General features: G+C 72.3%; 13 protein-coding genes. 5 read left to right on the forward strand and 8 right to left on the reverse strand.

Features of this window, described 5'->3' with window-relative positions:
- Positions 1 to 601: 601 nt before the first annotated feature.
- Together ACWCYY_RS39565 and ACWCYY_RS39570 are read left to right on the forward strand one after the other, a co-directional pair.
- The gene (locus tag ACWCYY_RS39565; RefSeq protein ID WP_449798835.1) at positions 602 to 2977 is read left to right on the forward strand and encodes an ATP-binding protein; all 2376 of its coding nucleotides are present in this window, start codon (positions 602 to 604) and stop codon (positions 2975 to 2977) included.
- Positions 2978 to 3032: 55 nt separating this feature from the next.
- The gene (locus ACWCYY_RS39570) at positions 3033 to 3554 is read left to right on the forward strand and encodes a DUF402 domain-containing protein (RefSeq protein ID WP_380150223.1); all 522 of its coding nucleotides are present in this window, start codon (positions 3033 to 3035) and stop codon (positions 3552 to 3554) included.
- Between the two features lie 99 nt (positions 3555 to 3653).
- Here the strand turns inward: ACWCYY_RS39570 and ACWCYY_RS39575 are convergent, their stop codons facing one another.
- The 5 genes from ACWCYY_RS39575 to ACWCYY_RS39595 form a co-directional block, all read right to left on the reverse strand.
- Positions 3654 to 5105 carry a cellulose binding domain-containing protein gene (locus tag ACWCYY_RS39575; RefSeq protein WP_380150224.1) on the reverse strand — a complete coding sequence of 484 codons (1452 nt, stop codon included), beginning with the start codon at positions 5103 to 5105 and terminating at the stop codon, positions 3654 to 3656.
- A gap of 219 nt (positions 5106 to 5324) precedes the next feature.
- On the reverse strand, positions 5325 to 6842 hold the full coding sequence (locus ACWCYY_RS39580; protein ID WP_449798836.1) for a beta-N-acetylhexosaminidase: 1518 nt from the start codon (positions 6840 to 6842) through the stop codon (positions 5325 to 5327).
- A 73-nt stretch (positions 6843 to 6915) separates the two neighbouring features.
- Positions 6916 to 7761, reverse strand: a complete 846-nt coding sequence (locus ACWCYY_RS39585) for a carbohydrate ABC transporter permease (protein WP_449798837.1) — start codon at positions 7759 to 7761, stop codon at positions 6916 to 6918.
- Positions 7758 to 8735 carry a carbohydrate ABC transporter permease gene (locus tag ACWCYY_RS39590; protein WP_449798838.1) on the reverse strand — a complete coding sequence of 326 codons (978 nt, stop codon included), beginning with the start codon at positions 8733 to 8735 and terminating at the stop codon, positions 7758 to 7760. The genes ACWCYY_RS39585 and ACWCYY_RS39590 overlap by 4 nt, the downstream gene beginning before the upstream one ends.
- A gap of 35 nt (positions 8736 to 8770) precedes the next feature.
- The gene (locus ACWCYY_RS39595) at positions 8771 to 10054 is read right to left on the reverse strand and encodes an extracellular solute-binding protein (protein ID WP_449798839.1); all 1284 of its coding nucleotides are present in this window, start codon (positions 10052 to 10054) and stop codon (positions 8771 to 8773) included.
- 283 nt (positions 10055 to 10337) lie between these two features.
- Between ACWCYY_RS39595 and ACWCYY_RS39600 the strand changes: the two genes are divergently transcribed.
- Both ACWCYY_RS39600 and ACWCYY_RS39605 read left to right on the forward strand, forming a co-directional pair.
- Positions 10338 to 11174: a GntR family transcriptional regulator gene (locus ACWCYY_RS39600; RefSeq protein ID WP_380150229.1), complete on the forward strand. Its 837-nt coding sequence runs from the start codon at positions 10338 to 10340 to the stop codon at positions 11172 to 11174.
- A 481-nt stretch (positions 11175 to 11655) separates the two neighbouring features.
- Positions 11656 to 12357, forward strand: coding sequence for a transglycosylase family protein (locus tag ACWCYY_RS39605; RefSeq protein ID WP_449798840.1), 702 nt, complete (start codon positions 11656 to 11658; stop codon positions 12355 to 12357).
- A gap of 218 nt (positions 12358 to 12575) precedes the next feature.
- On the opposite strand, the gene ACWCYY_RS39610 is transcribed toward ACWCYY_RS39605, so the two are convergent.
- The 3 genes from ACWCYY_RS39610 to ACWCYY_RS39620 form a co-directional block, all read right to left on the reverse strand.
- Positions 12576 to 13154, reverse strand: a complete 579-nt coding sequence (locus tag ACWCYY_RS39610) for a DUF6368 family protein (RefSeq protein WP_449798841.1) — start codon at positions 13152 to 13154, stop codon at positions 12576 to 12578.
- A 461-nt stretch (positions 13155 to 13615) separates the two neighbouring features.
- Positions 13616 to 14170, reverse strand: a complete 555-nt coding sequence (locus ACWCYY_RS39615) for a dihydrofolate reductase family protein (RefSeq protein ID WP_449798842.1) — start codon at positions 14168 to 14170, stop codon at positions 13616 to 13618.
- Positions 14171 to 14251: 81 nt separating this feature from the next.
- Complete coding sequence (locus ACWCYY_RS39620) at positions 14252 to 14962, reverse strand: helix-turn-helix domain-containing protein (RefSeq protein WP_345284598.1); 711 nt, start codon at positions 14960 to 14962, stop codon at positions 14252 to 14254.
- Positions 14963 to 15321: 359 nt separating this feature from the next.
- Here ACWCYY_RS39620 and ACWCYY_RS39625 point away from each other — a divergent pair, with 359 nt between their 5' ends.
- Positions 15322 to 15909 carry a hypothetical protein gene (locus ACWCYY_RS39625; RefSeq protein WP_449798843.1) on the forward strand — a complete coding sequence of 196 codons (588 nt, stop codon included), beginning with the start codon at positions 15322 to 15324 and terminating at the stop codon, positions 15907 to 15909.
- Positions 15910 to 16115: the final 206 nt, after the last annotated feature.

Genomic DNA, 16115 nt, shown 5'->3' on the forward strand with positions numbered 1-16115 from the left:
AGGTCCTGGGCGAGGTGCCAGTCGCGGCACATCAGGTAGGCCAGCTGGCGCAGGCGCAGCGTGCTGCCCTCCGCGAAACTGACGAACTCGGCTTCATTGCGCACTTCTCGGCCCCCGGGGTGTGGCTGTGTGACGTGGTGCGGACTGCGTGGTGACGGTGGTGGTCGAGCCCGCGGTGGCGGGCCGGGCCTCGGGATTCAGTCCCGCGAGCTGGAGAGGGCGGCAACCTCGCGGGCCGGGGGGACGGCTCGGCGCCCGGTGGGCGTCACGGGTACGTGCATGGGGTGGTTCTCCCGAGGGTGTCGTGCGCACGGGTGCGGGCCGCACGGCGAGGACCCCGCGGGAGCCGCTGCCGCTGCCGGGGCAGGAGCTCGCGCGGGAGGGACTGCGAGGACGGACGGCCCGTCGGCGCGCGCAGGTCTCCGGGTGGCTCCGGGTGTCCGCGAGTGGCTGCGGGGCGTTCGTCCTCAGGCTTCGATTCCAACCCGGCCCGGCGGGCCCGGACCATGCAATTTCGCCCGCAGAAGTAGGTACCGCATACTTTTGCGGGTTGGGGTTCGGCATCGGGCGGGGCCACCTCGAGCACGGAAAGATCATCGGCATGGCCTCCACCACACCCGCCGTCCGCTCCTTCGGCACGCGGTTGCACGCGCTGCGCCGTGGTGCGGGGCTCAGCCAGGAGGAGCTGGCGCACGCGGCGGGAGTGAGCGTGCGCACCCTGTCCTACCTGGAGCAGGGCCGCTCCCGCGGACCGCAGCGCCGCACCGTCCAGGCCCTGGCGAAGGCCCTGGGCCTGGACGCGGCCGGCGCCCGGGAGCTGGAGGAGGCCGCGAGCCTGGGCCGACCCCGCCCGGCACGCGCGCGGCACGACGCCCCGGCAGGCAACACCCCGGCGGGCATCATCCCGACCGCGGACGCCACGCCCCCCACCAGCACGAGCGCGGACGCCACCTCCGAGGCCACCCCGAGCACGCCCGCCCCGAGCGCGGCCACCCCGAGCACGCCTGCCCCAAGCACGCCCGCCACGACGCCGACCGCCGTGGCCGGTCTCCCTCCGAGGACGGCCGTGCCCGATCTGCTGCCGCGCGCACCGCGCGGCTTCCACGGCCGGGGCGCGGAGCTGGCCGCGCTGACCCGGGCCACGGCCGGCGAGGCGCCGGTGTGCCTGGTCGTCGGGCCCGCCGGGGTCGGCAAGAGCGCCCTCGTCCTGCACTGGGCCCACCACGACCCCGCCGGCCTGGCGGACGGGCGCCTGTACGCCGACCTGCGCGGCTTCAGCGACACGGGCGAGGTGGCCGCCCTCGAGGTGCTGCGCGAGTTCCTGCTCGCCCTCGGCGTGCCCCGCGAGCAGATACCGGAGTCGGAGAACGGCGCGGGCGCGCTGTTTCGCTCGCTGGCCGCCGACCGCCAGCTCCTGGTCGTCCTGGACAACGTCCGCGACGCCGACCAGGCCAGGGCGCTGCTGCCCGGCGGCGACCGCTGCGTCACCGTCGTCACCAGCCGCCACCGCCTGGGCGCACTGATCGTCAGCGACACCGCCCGGCCCGTCGCCCTCGACGTCCTGGGACCCCAGGACGCCACCGCGCTCCTGGCCCGGATCCTGGGCGCCGAGCGGGTCGACGCCGAGCCGGCCGCCGCGCTGCGCCTGGCCGAGCTGTGCGGCGGCCTCCCGCTGGCCCTGCGGGTCACGGCTGCCCGCCTGGCGCAGCGGCCCGACTGGACCCTGGCCACGATGGCCGACGAACTGTCCGACCACACCCGCCGCCTGGGCCTGCTGGATCTGGAGGACACCGGCGTCCGCGCCGCGCTGAACCTGACCCTGCGCCAACTCCCGCAGCCCGTCCGCGACTTGTTCGCCCACCTCGGCCGCCACCCCGGCACCCACCTCGACCGGTACGCGGCAGCCGCGCTGGTCGCCACCGACCCCGCCACCGCCGAGACCGCCCTGGAGCGCCTGGCCGCCGCGCACCTGCTCACCGAGACCGCGCCCGGCCGCTGGCAGATGCACGACCTGGTCCGGCTGCACGCCCGCGGCCTCGACGCCCACGCCGGCGCCCTCACCCGCCTGCTCGACCACTACACCGCCACCGCCACCGCGGCGGTGGCGGCCGCCGAGCCAGGTGCCGAGGACTGCTTCCCGCTCCCGGCCGGCTTCCACCACCCGGCCGCGGTGCGCGAGTTCGGCGACCGGTCCGCCGCGGTGGCCTGGTACGCCGCCGAGCGCGACAACCTCGTCCTGTCCGTCGCCGCCGCGCACGGCGCCGCACTGCACGGGCGGACCTGGCGGCTGGTCATGTCGATGTGGCCGCTGATCGTGTGGCGCGTGCGCGACGGCTGGGTGCCCCTCCTGGAGACCGCGCTGGCCGCCGCCCGGGCCGACGCCGACCGGCACGGCGAGGCCCGGGTGCTCAACGTGCTGGGCTGGGTCCTCACCGAGGAGGGCCGCACTCCGGAGGCCCTCGTCCACCTCACGGCCGCCGCCGCGCTCGCCGCCTCCGCCGACGACGCCTTCGCCGAGGCCAACGCCCTCCTCGTGCTCGCCATCGCCCACGCCACCCTCGGCGATCTCGACGAGGCCGCGCGCGGCTGCGAACGCGCGGTCGAGCTGACGCGCGCGAGTGGCGACCCGCGGATGGAACGCCTCGCCCTCCAACACCTCGCCCGCCACCGGGCCGACGCCGGACACTGGCACGAGGCCCTGACCACCGCCGACCGGGCGCTCGCCTTCGACGACCGCCCCGCCACCACGGACATCCCCCACCTCCTGCTGCTCACCATCAAGGGCGAGGCACTGCTCGGGCTCGGCCACCGCGACGACGGCATCGCCCAGCTCGACCTCGCGGCGCGGGAGGCCGAAGCCGCCGGCTACGACGACGGCGCCGTCCGGGCGCTCGGCGCACTCCTGCGGGCCGCCCCGGACACCGAGGTCCGCGCCCGCCACGACGCCGCGCTCGCCCGGCTCACCACCCGCCCCTGAGCCGACGCCGACACCAACGCCCAACGCCCGACGCCGGGCGTTGGTACGGTGCCCCGTGACTTCCGAGGAGCGGGTGAGCGTCCTGCACAACGAGGCACTGTCAGCGGTGGGGATCCGCCGCGGCAACATCGTCGCCTACGACTGGGGCTTCCACGAGGCGGGCACCGACCACGTCCAGCGCACCTTCGTGCTGCTGGAGGAGTCCGTGCAGATCAACCAGCCGGTGACCTTCCCGCCCCAGCAGCGCGGCTGGTGGTACTGCGACCTGGTCAGTGTGGAGTGGGACGGTCCCGGGCAGCGTCTGCTGCGGACCGCGGACCTGTGGATCGACGTCGTCGTCGGCCCGCCCGACCACCCCTACCGCCTCCTGGACCTCGACGACTTCGCCGACGCCCTGGCAGACGGACGGATCGGCACCGAGCGGGCCGCCGAGGCACTCAGGCAGGCGCAGCGCTTCCTCGACCGACGCCTCAACCGCCGCCACGAGACCACCCGGAGCTGGCCCGACTTCCCGCCCGCCGAGGTCAGCGGCCTCCTCACCGCCGACCTCCCCCGCGAATGGCACCTGCTCGACTGACGCTCCCCCACCACAACCGCGCCCGAGGTCCCGGCACGCAACGGTGCCCCGGGTCCGAGCGGACCCGGGGCACGGTCGCCACCCCCTACTGACGCCAGGTCAGCTCACGGTGTCCTTGAACGTCGTGCCGGCGGAGCGCAGCGCGGCGACGTTCGCGGCGACCTGGGCGGGGGTGAGGACCTGGTCCTTGACGAAGTACACGTAGTCGACCTGCTGGTCGTAGGAGCGCGGGGTCGAGGAGGTCTGGCCGTTGAGGTCGATCAGCCAGTGGTTGAAGTCGATGAACTGCGGGGTCTCGGGCAGGTAGGGCTCGCCGTGCGAGGCGGTCTGCTGGCCGTCGATGTAGTAGGTGACGCTGTTGTTGTCGATGGTGAACTGCAGCAGGTGCCAGCCGTCGTAGGACTGGCGCTGCTCGCCGTGCGCGTTGACGGCGTTCCACGGGTCGGGGTTGTAGGTCTCCCAGGTGGTCTCGTACATGATGTTGCCCTGCTCGCCCCAGCCGCCGTTGGGCAGGTACTCGAAGTCCTGCTCGCTGTAGTTGGGGTCCATCGGGGCGTTGAGCGGGGTGAAGGCGAAGAAGGTCTGGTTGACGTGGTCGCCGTCGGGGCCGCTGACGGGCGCGTCGGCGAACTTGACCCGGGCCGCGTAGGTACCGTTCTTGAACTTCCGCGCGGTGGTCTGGATCTCGGTCTCCTTGGTGCCCGCCGCGGTGCCGTCGGTGGTCAGGCGCAGGTTGAGCACCTTGCCGCCGCCCACCGTCGGGAAGGTGACGTCGGCCGGGGACCAGGTCGCGCCGGGGACGCCGGGGCCGCCCTGGCCGGACTTGACGGTCCAGCCGTGCTGCTGGATGGCCGCGTCGGCGCTGGTGTTGTACGAGAAGTCGTCGAACAGGGCGGGTGCGTTGGGGTCGACCGGCGGGGTGCTGGTGGAGCCGGTCGGGGAGGGGCTGGGGCTGGCGGACGGCGAGGGGTTGTTGCCGGCCGGGGCGGTGCCCCAGATCAGTGCGCCGTCCTCCTGCAGGGTGACCTTCTGCCAGTCCGCGTAGCTGCTCTGGGAGTTGGAGAAGGAGTAGTCGTCGGACTGGGTGAGGGTCTGCCAGTCGGCCCGGTAGAACCGCAGCTGCATGTCGCCGGTGGACTGCCCGGGGGCGAGCGAGCCGGCGCCGGCGGTGAAGCCGATCTCCAGGTAGCGGTCGGCGGTGGCGGTGGGGTTGGCCAGGGTGCCGAAGGTACCGGTGATGTTGGCGCAGCCCTTGACCGCCCAGGAGCAGGCGAAGCGGTAGGTGACCGACGGGCCGTCGGACTTGAAGTAGTAGCGCAGGGTGATCCGGTTGAGCGCGACGGTGCTGGTGCCGGTGTTGGTCACCTGCAGCCACGGCTCGGTCTGGTCGGCCGTGGCGCCGGAGGCGCTGGTGCGGTACTGGACGGAGAACTTGTCGGCGGCGGAGGCCGGGACGACGGTCAGCGCGCTGACGGCCAGACCGGCGGCGGCCACGGCGGCGGCTGCGGCGAGCCGGGCGCGGCGGCTGATCGGGCGGGGACGTGCGGACACGGTGGTTCCTTCCGTGGGGGGAGGCTCCGCTCGGGGCGGGGCAGTAGGACGTTCCGGTGGTGCACGTGCGGGGTGCGGCGGCGGAGGTGGTCCGCGCGCCGCGGGCGGCCGTCGGCGGTGGGCCGTCGGCCGGGTCTGTGGGGGGCCTGGCCCGGGGGACGGGGCTAAGGGGCCAGGGGGCGGGGCCTGAGGGCCCAGGAGGCGGGGCCTGAGGGGCCGTCAGGGCCGCCCGGCGTGGACCCCGATCGCGGCCAGGTGGGGGCGGTGCCGGGCGAGTGCGGGCAGGAAGTCCTCGGCGTAGTCGCTCGCGGGGTTCCAGGCGTGGTCGGCGATGGCGCACAGGCGCGGGTAGGTGAGGTAGTCCACGTGTTCGGCGGTGGTGACGAACTCGGTCCACAGCGCGGCCTGGCTGCCGAGCACCCTGGCGCGCTCGTCCTGCTCCCAGTGGTCGGTGGGGGCGAGGTGGCCGTGCGCGGTGGGCAGGTCGACCACGAGGCCGGCCTGGCCGAGCGGCTCGTCGGGGCTGGCGCTCTGGGGGTAGTCGAGGTAGGTGGAGCGGTGCGGGGCCATCACGACGTCGTGGCCCAGCCGGGCGGCCTCCCGGCCGTGCTCGGCGTCCCGCCAGGGCATCACGGTGAACTCGACGGGGAGCGTGGAGCCGTCGGCCTCGGCCCAGCACATCGGGATCCGTCCGGCGTCCAGCAGGTGGCGGCCGACCCGGCCGAGGAACCAGCCGCGCAGGTGGGCGGGTTCGGCGAGGCCGAGCTCGGCGGCGGTGCGACGGGCGGCGGGGCTGCGCTCCCACTCGACGGTGGGGCACTCGTCGCCGCCCAGGTGCACGTACCGGGACGGGAACAGCTCCATCGTCTCGTCCAGGACCGCGCGGCAGAACGCGAACACCTCCTCGTGCACGCCGAGCACCGTCTCGCACACCCCCCACTCGGTCCACACGTCGAGCTGCCGCTCGGGGTGGTTGCCCAGGTGCGGGTAGGCGGCCAGCGCGGCCCGGGTGTGGCCGGGCATGTCGATCTCGGGGACGACGGTGACGCCCCGTTCGGCGGCGTACGCGACCAGGTGGCGCAGTTCGGCCTTGGTGTAGGCGCCCTGGTGGGGCAGGTCGTCGTAGCGGGCGGAGCCCGCGTGGCCGACCATGCTGCGGGCGCGGCGGGAGCCGATCTCGGTGAGGCGGGGGTAGGCGTCCACCGGCAGCCGCCAGCCCTGGTCGTCGGTGAGGTGCAGGTGCAGCACGTTGAGCTTGTGCAGCGCGATCCGGTCGACGGTGGCGAGCAGGCGCTCCAGCGGCTGGAAGTGCCGGGCGGTGTCGACCATGAACCCGCGCCAGGGGTGCCGGGGCCGGTCGGTGATCCGGACGGCGGGCAGGCTCCACACGACGCCGGGCACGGGCCGCGGTGACAGTGCCTCGGGGGGCAGCAGCAGTCGCAGGGTCTGGACGGCGTGTCGCAGGCCGGCGGGCCGGGCGGCGTGCAGGGTCACCTGGAACGGGTCGACGGTCAGCCGGTACCCCTCGTCCCCGAGCTTCCGCTCGGCGGGGTCGAGGGTCAGCACGACCGTTCCGGCCGCACCGGGGGCGAGCGGCAGCCCGGTGGCGGGGCCGAGCAACGTGCGCAGCAGGTCGGCGACTTGAGCGGCGTCGCCGTCCGCACGGACGGTGGTCCGCTCGGTGAAGGTGAACCGTCCGGCGGTGCGGACGAGGTCGACCGGGGTCGGGAGGATCACGGGGAGGATCTTCTTCTTCCGGGGTAGGTGGCGGGTGGGCGGCAGGGCTTGACGGAGCGTCAGGGGGCCGGGCTCAGCCCTTGACGGCGCCGGCGGTCATGCCGGAGGTGACCTTGTTCTGCAGGACGAGGAAGACCAGCAGGACGGGGAGCATGAAGAGCGAGGAGGCGGCCATCGTGGCGCCCCAGTCGGTGCCGAACACGTTGGCGAAGGAGGAGAGCCAGACCGGGAGGGTGCGGGCGTCCTGGTTCTTGATGATCAGGGTGTTGGCGAACGCGAACTCGTTCCAGGCCGTGATGAAGCCGAACAGCGAGGTGGAGAGCAGGCCGGGGGCGAGCAGCGGCAGCGTCACCCGGCGGAACGCCCCGGCCCGGCTGCAGCCGTCCACCTGGGCGGACTCCTCCAGTTCGACCGGGATGGCGGCGAGGAACCCGCGCAGCGTGACGATGGTGAACGGCAGGGTGGTCATGAAGTAGACCAGCGTCAGCATCGACAGGCTGTCGAGCAGGTCGGTGTCCCGGGCGATCACGTACATCGGGATCAGCAGCGCCTCCCAGGGCGCCATCTGGGCGATGAACACCATCAGGATGAACGCCCGCCGGCCGCGCCAGCGCATCCGGCCGACCGCGAAGGCCGCGAGCAGCGCCACCACCAGGGAGAGCAGCACGGCCCCGCCGGTGACCATCAGGCTGTTGCGCCAGAAGGTGCCGAAGCCGTCCGCGTCCACCGCGGTGCGGAAGTGGTCGAGGGTGGGGTGCAGCGGGAGGAAGGAGGGGGTGTCGGCCTGGATGTCGGCGGTGGGCTTGAGGGCGGTGATCGCCATCCAGTAGACCGGGAACGCCGAGACGGCGAGGACGGCCAGGGCGGCGGCGTTGAGCGGGATCCGGCGCAGGGTGCGGCGGGCGGCCAGGGCGTTCACAGCGCCTCTCCTTCCTGGCGGAACATCCGGCGCAGGTTGAAGACCAGGGCGCCGGCGAGGATGAGGACGGTGAGCGTGGACACGGCCGAGCCGAGGTCGTACTTGTGCAGGGACTGGGCGATCTGGAAGGCGTAGACCGGCAGCGTGGTGGTCGCGTTCGACGGGCCGCCCTGGCTGATCACCCAGATCTGGGCGAAGCACTTGAAGCACCAGATCACCTCCAGCGAGGTGACCAGGGCGAACAGCGGCCGCAGGACGGGGAAGGTGACGAGGCGGAAGGTCTGCCAGGATCCGGCGCCGTCGAGCCGGGCCGCCTCGTACAGCTCGGCGGGGATGGTGGTGAGGCCGCCGTACAGGGTGAGGGCGGCGAACGGCACGGACTGCCAGACGATGAGCCCGACCAGGATCGCGTAGGTCGAGCCGCCGTGGGCGAACCAGGCGTAGTCGCGGAAGCCGTGGAACCCGAGGGCGTCGAGTGACCAGTTGACCACTCCGAAGCGGGACTGGAAGAGCCACTGGAAGATGGTGGTGGCGGCGATGACCGGGGTGGCCCAGGTGAGGACGAGGCCGCTCATCACCGCGAGGCGCATCCGCCGGCCGAGCCTGGCCAGCATCAGGGCGATCAGGGTGCCGAACAGCATGATGATCGCGGTGTTGAGCGCCGTCCACCCCAGGGTGCGGCGCACCACCGTCCAGAAGTCCGGGTCGGCCAGCACCTGGGTGTAGTTGGCGAGGCCGACGAACTCGGCTCCGCCGTGGATGAGTTCGGCCATCCTGAAGTGCTGGAACGACATCAGGAGGTTCCGGACCAGCGGGTAGAGCAGCAGGAACGCCGTGCCCACCAGCGTCGGGGCGATCAGCAGGTACGGCCAGGCCGCGGCGAGTGCCCCGCGCCTCCCGCGGGTGCGCGGCGGCGGCGTGACCTGGGCGGGCGGGGGTGCGGCCGCGGGTACGGCCTCGGGTGCGGTGAGCACGGCGTGACTCCCGTTCTCGGAGTGCTCTGCGGGGGTCAGTTGGAGCTGTTGAGGGCCTTGGTGACGGCCTCGGAGGCGGCCTTGCCCGCCGTGGCCGGGTCGGCGCCGGTGAGCACCTGGGTCATGTACTGCTTGATCGGGTTGTTCGCCTCGACCGCCGCCCAGTTGGGGGAGTTGGGGGTGGCGTGCCCGTTGACGGCGCCGGCGGCCATCGCCGAGGCGCCCTCGTTGCCGGCCAGGGCGGTGGCGAGCGAGGTCCGGTTCGGGACGTAGCTCATCTCCTTGGCCATGTCGGTCTGCCACTTGTCACCGGCCAGCGCCTTGACCACTTCGTACGCCGCGTCCTGGTGCCGGGAGGACTCGGGGATGACCAGGTCGGAGCCGCCGGTGAAGACCGCGCCGGGCTTGGCGGCGGTCTTGCCGGGGATCGGGAAGAAGCCGAGCTTGTCCTTGAGCGCCGGGTTGGCCTTGAGGATGGCCGCGGCGCCGCCGGGGGTGGAGATGACCTGCGCGCTCTTGCCCTTGGCGAAGACCTCGGCCTGCAGCGGCTTGGCCTCGTCGGAGTCCTTGGGGCCGCTGCCGAGCGCCTGGAGCTGCTGGTAGAACGCCAGGCCGGCCTTGGCCTGCGGGGTGTCCAGCGCGCCGGCCCACTTGCCGTCCGCGCCCTTGACGGCGAGGTCGCCGCCCTCGTCCCAGATGAAGCCGGCCAGCGCGTACCAGGTCTGGCCGGAGAGGTAGATGCCGTCGTTCCCAACGGAGTTGAGCTTGGTGGTGTCGGCGATCCACTCCTCGCGGGTCTTCGGCGGGGTGGTGATCCCGGCCTGGGCGAAAAGGTCCTTGTTGTAGATGACGACCCGGTTGGCCGCGTACCACGGGATGCCGTACTGCTTGCCGTCGATCTTGCCTGGCTCGGCGAGACCGGGGATCCAGTCGGCGCCCCTGAGGTCGGCGGTCTTGTCGCTGAGGTCCTTGACGCCGCCGCTGGCCGCGTACTGGGCGACCTGGGTGTTGCCGACCTCGATGACGTCCGGCGCGTCCTTGCTGGCCAGCGCACTGGTGATCTTCTGGCCGATGCCGTCCCACTCCTGGATCTGGACGTCCAGGGTGGTGCCCGCGTGGCCCGCCTCGAAGTCGGCCTTGAACCGCTGGAGGAAGCCGTCGGTCACGCTGTCCCGCATGATCCAAACGGTCAGCTTCGACGGCGTCGCCGCCGTGGAGCCGCCGTCGGAGCCAGAGGAGGAACAGCCGACCAGGGTGGCCGTGCCGAGCAGGAGGGCGACCGCGGAGCGCAGGGTGGTCGGAAGAGCGGTGGGTCTCACGTTGGTGCCGCCTTGGGGGAGGAGTGAGAGCGGTCTGCTGGAGTGACCACTCTCGACGTTTCTTTACCAGTCGGACCAACTGGTCTGGCCGGTGGTATGAGAAGGTCGCACAGCCCCGACACTCCGTCAAGACCTCCGTTTCGGCCCACAGGCGGCCTTCAACTGCGGAAAGATCCAGCTCCTGGCCCCTCCGGGGAGACCCTTCGGTAACTGGTCACCTCGGCGAACTGGTCTGGTATGGTCTGACCAGTCAGTGACGCACCGATGAAGGACGGGATCCGCGATGGCCACAGGCACGGGATTGAAGAGGGAAAACGTCCGGGAGTACCTACGCGAACTTGCCGAGTCGCTGGCCCCCGGCGACCCGATCCCCTCCGAACGCACCCTCTGCGCCCAACTCGGCGTCTCCCGCCCGACCCTGCGGGCAGCCGTCGACGAACTGGTCGCCGAGGGCCTGCTGACCAGGGAGCACGGCCGGGGCATGTTCGTCGCCCTCGCCAAGATCGTCCAGGAGCTGACCCCCGCCGGCGGCAGCGCCCCGTCCTTCAGCGTCCCCCGCCCCTCCGGCACCTGGACCAGCCAGGTCCTCGAGTTCGCCACGCTGCCGGCCGGCGCCGCGATCGCCCGGAAACTGCGCCTCTCCCCCGCCGCCGAGATCCTCCAGATCGCGCTCCTGCGCCTGGTGGACGGCGAGCCGATGGCGATCGAACACCTCCACATCCCCGCCGACCTGGCCCCCGGCCTCTCCCCCGCCGCCCTGGAGAGCGGGGACTTCTACGAACTCCTCGCCGCCCACGGGGTCCGCGTCCGCGAAGCCGTCCAGGCCATCGAACCGACCGTGGTCAGCGACCGCGAAGCCCGCGTGCTCTCCGTCCCGGCCCTCTCCCCCGCCCTGCGCTTCGAACGCCTCACCACCGACGACACCGGCCGCCCGGTCGAATACGTCCACTCCCTCTACCGCGGCGACCGCTACCGCATCGTCTCCCGCATCGCCCTCGCCGACCCCTCCCCCGCCTCCTCCGACGACACCCGCCACCACCCCGGCATCCCCCCCGGCGACCTGACCACCCGCGGCACCGGGCACACCGTCACCACGGGGGACATCCAGCCGGTGCTGTGAGCCCGCGCCGTGAGACGGCTGTGACGGGGGCCACCGCGTTCCGCCGCCGAATCCGACCGTACGTGGCCGTGTCCTCGCGGTGGGTCGATGATGTGCTCGCCGTCACCGCCCGCATGGGGTGACGGGGGCCACATCGGGGCCCGGATGGATCTTGCGGTGGGTCCGGCGGGCCCTTGGAATCGGGGGTGCGGGCTCGGCCGTACCTTCGGTAACGCTGCTCTGAGCTGGCTTTTCGCTGAAATGCTTGTCCCAGGCCCCGGTGGCTCGTAGCTTCGTAACCAGTGCACAGCGCACTTCCCGGGTTCACCACCCGCGGCCCCCGCCCCTTGAGGCGGCCGGGCGACACGCGGCGAAGGTGACCGGGGCGGCAGACCACGTCCCACGTGTGAGAGGCCGCCCGCTGCGTGAGACATCTCGGAGCACCGCCCACTGTTCGGGCCCGCTCCGTGCCGTCCGCCTGGGGTTTTCCGAGAGGATCTGCATGACCTTCCGTCACGAGACCACCGCCACCACCACCTCCGCCAAGCGCAACCGCCTGCGGATGGTCCTGATGGGCGGCGCTGTGGCCGCTCTCCCGGTTGCGGGCCTCGTCACGGCCACCTCGGCCTCCGCCGCGTCCTCCTCGACCTGGGACTCCGTCGCCCAGTGCGAGAGCACCGGCAACTGGAACATCAACACCGGCAACGGGTTCTCCGGCGGCCTGCAGTTCACCCCGAGCACCTGGGCCGCCTACGGCGGCACCCAGTACGCCTCCTCCGCCAACCAGGCCACCAAGGGCCAGCAGATCGCCGTCGCCGAGAAGGTCCTCGCCTCCCAGGGCCCCGGCGCCTGGCCCGTCTGCTCCGTCAAGGCCGGCCTCACCAAGGGCGGCACCCCCGCCCAGACCGACACCAGCGCCCCGGTGAAGTCCACCAAGCAGGCCGACCAGAGCACCAAGGCCGCGCCCAAGAACGACACCCAGGCAGCCTCGCGCGGCACCGAGCGCAAGCCCGTCACCAAGACCACCCCGGCCGCGCCGGTGCAGAAGAGCACCGGCGGCAGCTACACCGTCAAGAGCGGCGACACCCTCGGCGCCATCGCCGCCGCCCACGGCGTCAACCTCACCACCCTGTACGGCAACAACGCCCAGGTCATCGGTGGCGACATCGACATGATCCTGCCCGGCCAGGTCCTCAGCATCTGACCTGACGGTCGGCACTGACAGACGACGAAGCCTCCCCCTGCTGACACCAGCGAGGGGAGGCTTCGTCGTACCCGAGTACCCGACAGCACGTACCGGCGACGCCATCGCCTGTCGCTCGGCTCGGCGCAGCTCGTAGGCGGGTGCGGTTGCGCGCGTTGTCGAACGCGTCGGTGAGCGCGTGCGAGCCGGCGCGGCGGCGGCCGCGCCAGAGCTCCGGATCAGCTGTACAGCTCGAATCCGGGGTGGTCGAGCCAGGCGGCGAACGCCTCGCGGTCGCAGACGTGCCGGTACCAGGTGTCGCCGTCCTCGGTGAGGTACGGGACTTCCCAGACACCTCCGGGCAGCGAGGCGGCCACGGCCCGGGCGTCGGCGAGCTGGGCTTCGTCGTCCCGGTCGTCGTAGGGACCCGACCCGAGCAGGTAACAGACGTCGATCAACGCGTCGTGGCGTTGCGCGAGGAACAGCGCCAGGTGGCCCAGCACGACCTGATTGGCCCGCCCGCGGCCGACCGCGTGCAGCCACGCCACCTCGGCCGGCGGCACGAGGCCCTGCGGGAGCGCGGCGTCGACGAGATCGTCGGGATCGGGCGCCTCGGGCCACCCGTAGTCCACTGAGTGGACATCCGTCAGGTCGAAGCCCGGCAGGCCCAGCGGAGCCGGATCGCGAACGAGGATCACCGGAGCCGGTTTCTCACCCCACGACGGGCTGACGCCGCAGAAATCGCGGAGCCAGGGCTCGCAGTCCCACGGGTCGGTCCGCTCCCTCAACCACAGACCGACAACCGGCTGGTCACCCACCACGTCCCCCTTCCGATTCCACCTCCGCCCCAGTCTGGTCGGCCAACGGCCGTACACGCCAGCGGATTCCGGCTACCGCCTCGCCCGCCGACAGGCCGCCGCAACCACGGCCACGGCCACGGTGAGGGCGACCACCGCCTGAGGAGCACGGCCGGCCCCACCGCCCCGCCCTGGCGCACCGGAGCCCGCTGCCGGGAACGTCCGCTGCCCGAAACAGGCGCCCGGGACGCACGGTCGGTGGGTGTCGCGCCTTGGCGACGACGGCGCCCTGGTCGCGGAGGCTGCGGGCGGTACCGATCTTCTTGCCGTCGCTGTCGTCGATCACCGCGGTGCCGAACGGCCCGCCCCCGCTCTGCCGTCGTGGTCCGGGCTCATGGCCGGTGGGCTCACCGCCTGGTGGGCCGACGGGTCGCCGTGGCGCACCGGCCATGTCCACGGCACGGTCCGCCACGGCGCTCCGTTCAGCGCGCGGGGCGGTACGTCGCGATGATCACCCCGCTGCTGGTCGGCTGGGCACTCACCAGCTGAAGCTTCGTCAGCGCGCCGTCATCGGCGAACAGCCGCTTGCGGCCCCCGCCGGCCACCACCGGGTGAATGAGCAGCACCAGCTCGTCCAGCAGGTCCAGCTCCAGCAGCGAGCGCACCAGCGTCGGGCTGCCCGCGACCGTGATGTCCTTGCCCTCGCCGGCCTTGAGCTCGTTGACCGCAGCCACCAGGTCGCCCTTGACCAGGGTGCTGTTCGCCCAGTCCTCGACGCTGTCCAGGGTCGAGGAGACGACGTACTTGGGCGAGTCGTTGATCCACTTGGCGAAGCCGGCGTCCTCGCCACTGGTCACCGTCGGCCAGTACCCGGCCCACTCGGTGAACGTCACCCGGCCCAGCAGGATCGTGTCGGCCGACTCCAGCGTGCCGGCCAACGCCGCGCCCATCTCCTCGTCGAACGCGAACTGCCACTCGTTCGGCGACTGGGCGACACCGTCGAGCGAGACGAACAGACCCGAGACGACCTTGCGCATGATTCCTCCACGATGAACTCGGGGCCCACAGCCCGCCCTCGGCGAGGGGAGCTGGACCCCGTTCCGGCTACGTCCTGAACACTAGGCGGGCACCGCGGGCGAGGTCTTGTACAGAAGCGACAGCGGCTCCGCCGCGTCCCGGACGCCCAACTGCGTGGCCGTCCGCCCGACATAGCGCTTCAACGACCGTGCCAGGTGCGGCTGATCGAAGTACCCCAGCAGGTGCACGACCTCCCCCGCCGAGACCCCTTCCCGGATCAGCACGGCCGCCTGCCGGGCGCGGTCGATCTGGCGCACGGCACCCTGGGTCAGGCCGGTCGCCGCGGAGAAGCGCCGCTGCAGGGTGCGGTCGGAGACATCGGGGCGGGCGCCGCCGAGCACGGCCGGCACCACCGGGTCCAAATCCACGATGCCCTCGCGCACCATCCGGAGGACGAACGCCTCGGCGTTGTCGTAGTCGGGCACCCTCCACGACGAGCCCTTCAACCACACCGAACGCCGCGTCACGTCAGCGATCTCCGCGTTCCCGCCGACCAGGGAACTGACCGGAATGTGCGGCATCGAGGTGCCCAACGCGAAGCTGATCCCGAAGAAGGCGGCGTCCCCCGGCACCGGCGCCCACGACGCCTTCTCCTCCGGCCCCAGCACCGCAGCCTGCACCTGGCCCTGGTGCTCCCAGAACACCAGCTCCCAGTGCGACGTCGCCACCGACATCATCCGACCGGCGCCCTCACTGCGACTGCGCCACACCCGCTCCACGTACACCGACTCCGACGGCCGGCTCTCGATCACCAAACCCAACCCAACCACCCCAACCCACCCGGCCCCGACAACCCGCCCCGTCCACCACAACTCTGACACCCCCACCCGACAACACCCACCCAACCCGAACCACCACCGTCGAGCCCCGCTGCCCGGCCAGGTACCGCACACTCCGAGCACGGCCGGCGACCACCCGCCGAGCCGGCGAGGACTTGCCCTCCCCCCGGCGAGAACGCCACCATCTCCCCACCGGCCCCCACCTCACCACCACCCCGGGTACGACGACGATCCGCAGCAACCCGCTCCAACACCCGGCCCCGACCCCAGGCCCCCCAGCGAAGCCAAGGAGAAGGCACCTGACCCCGCACTCGCTCGCGTTCTACCTGGACGTGATCACATCCGGCACGGTGCTCGGCGCCAAGCCGACGCACACCCCCGAGGAGGTCACCGCGATCCTCGGCCCCGACTTCACGGAGTCCAGCGTCTACGCCGACTCCATGTGGCACGACTACGGACTGGTCGAGTTCTTCTGGCACCGGCAATCACCTGACCACCCCTGGGAAGGCCACCACTTCACCGTCCAGGTGCATCGGCTCGCATCCGGGGCCACCGGCACCGTTCCCACGGCGATCAGCGCGCGGTACGGCCGCTTCGACCGCCACCTGCGCCTCCACCAACTGCAACGGCTGCTCGCCCACCGCCGCACCGTCCTCGAGGAGGTCCCGGACTCCAACGCCCCCGAGTACACGCTGCACTGGCAGCCCACCTCCCACGTGTCCCTCCTCACCTACCGAACCCGCGAAACCTGGGCCCGACGCGGGCGGCCCGCGCGAGGGGACAACAGACACCTTGGCGACGTACAGAAGATCTCGTCCTCGATGACCCCCGAACAGGTGGCCTGGCACCGCAGCCGATATGGCACAGCTCCGGACCACCCCATCGACTCTGCGAAGCCGCCGACTTGGATGCGGTCCTGACAACCCGTCAGGGGTCGACGCATGGGTCGAACAGGAGTGGATGAGATGCCGGACGACATCGAGTGGATGAAGCGCGGGCTGGAGGGTCCGGCGATCGAGCGGGGGACCTGCGACGAACTTCCCGCCGGACCGCGCTCTCGGCGAGGCCTTCGAGCAGGCCATCCCCAGCATCAAGGTCATGGCCCGGGAGAACCGCAGGTTCCTCG

The sequence above is a fragment of the Kitasatospora sp. NPDC001664 genome (assembly GCF_053596675.1).

What these genes read in the sequence shown, in the direction of transcription:
- ACWCYY_RS39615 (WP_449798842.1), bottom strand. Translation starts at nt 14,170, where the DNA reads ATGCGCAAGGTCGTCTCGGGTCTGTTCGTCTCGCTCGACGGTGTCGCC.
- ACWCYY_RS39605 (WP_449798840.1), top strand. Translation starts at nt 11,656, where the DNA reads ATGACCTTCCGTCACGAGACCACCGCCACCACCACCTCCGCCAAGCGC.
- ACWCYY_RS39600 (WP_380150229.1), top strand. Translation starts at nt 10,338, where the DNA reads ATGGCCACAGGCACGGGATTGAAGAGGGAAAACGTCCGGGAGTACCTA.
- ACWCYY_RS39565 (WP_449798835.1), top strand. Translation starts at nt 602, where the DNA reads ATGGCCTCCACCACACCCGCCGTCCGCTCCTTCGGCACGCGGTTGCAC.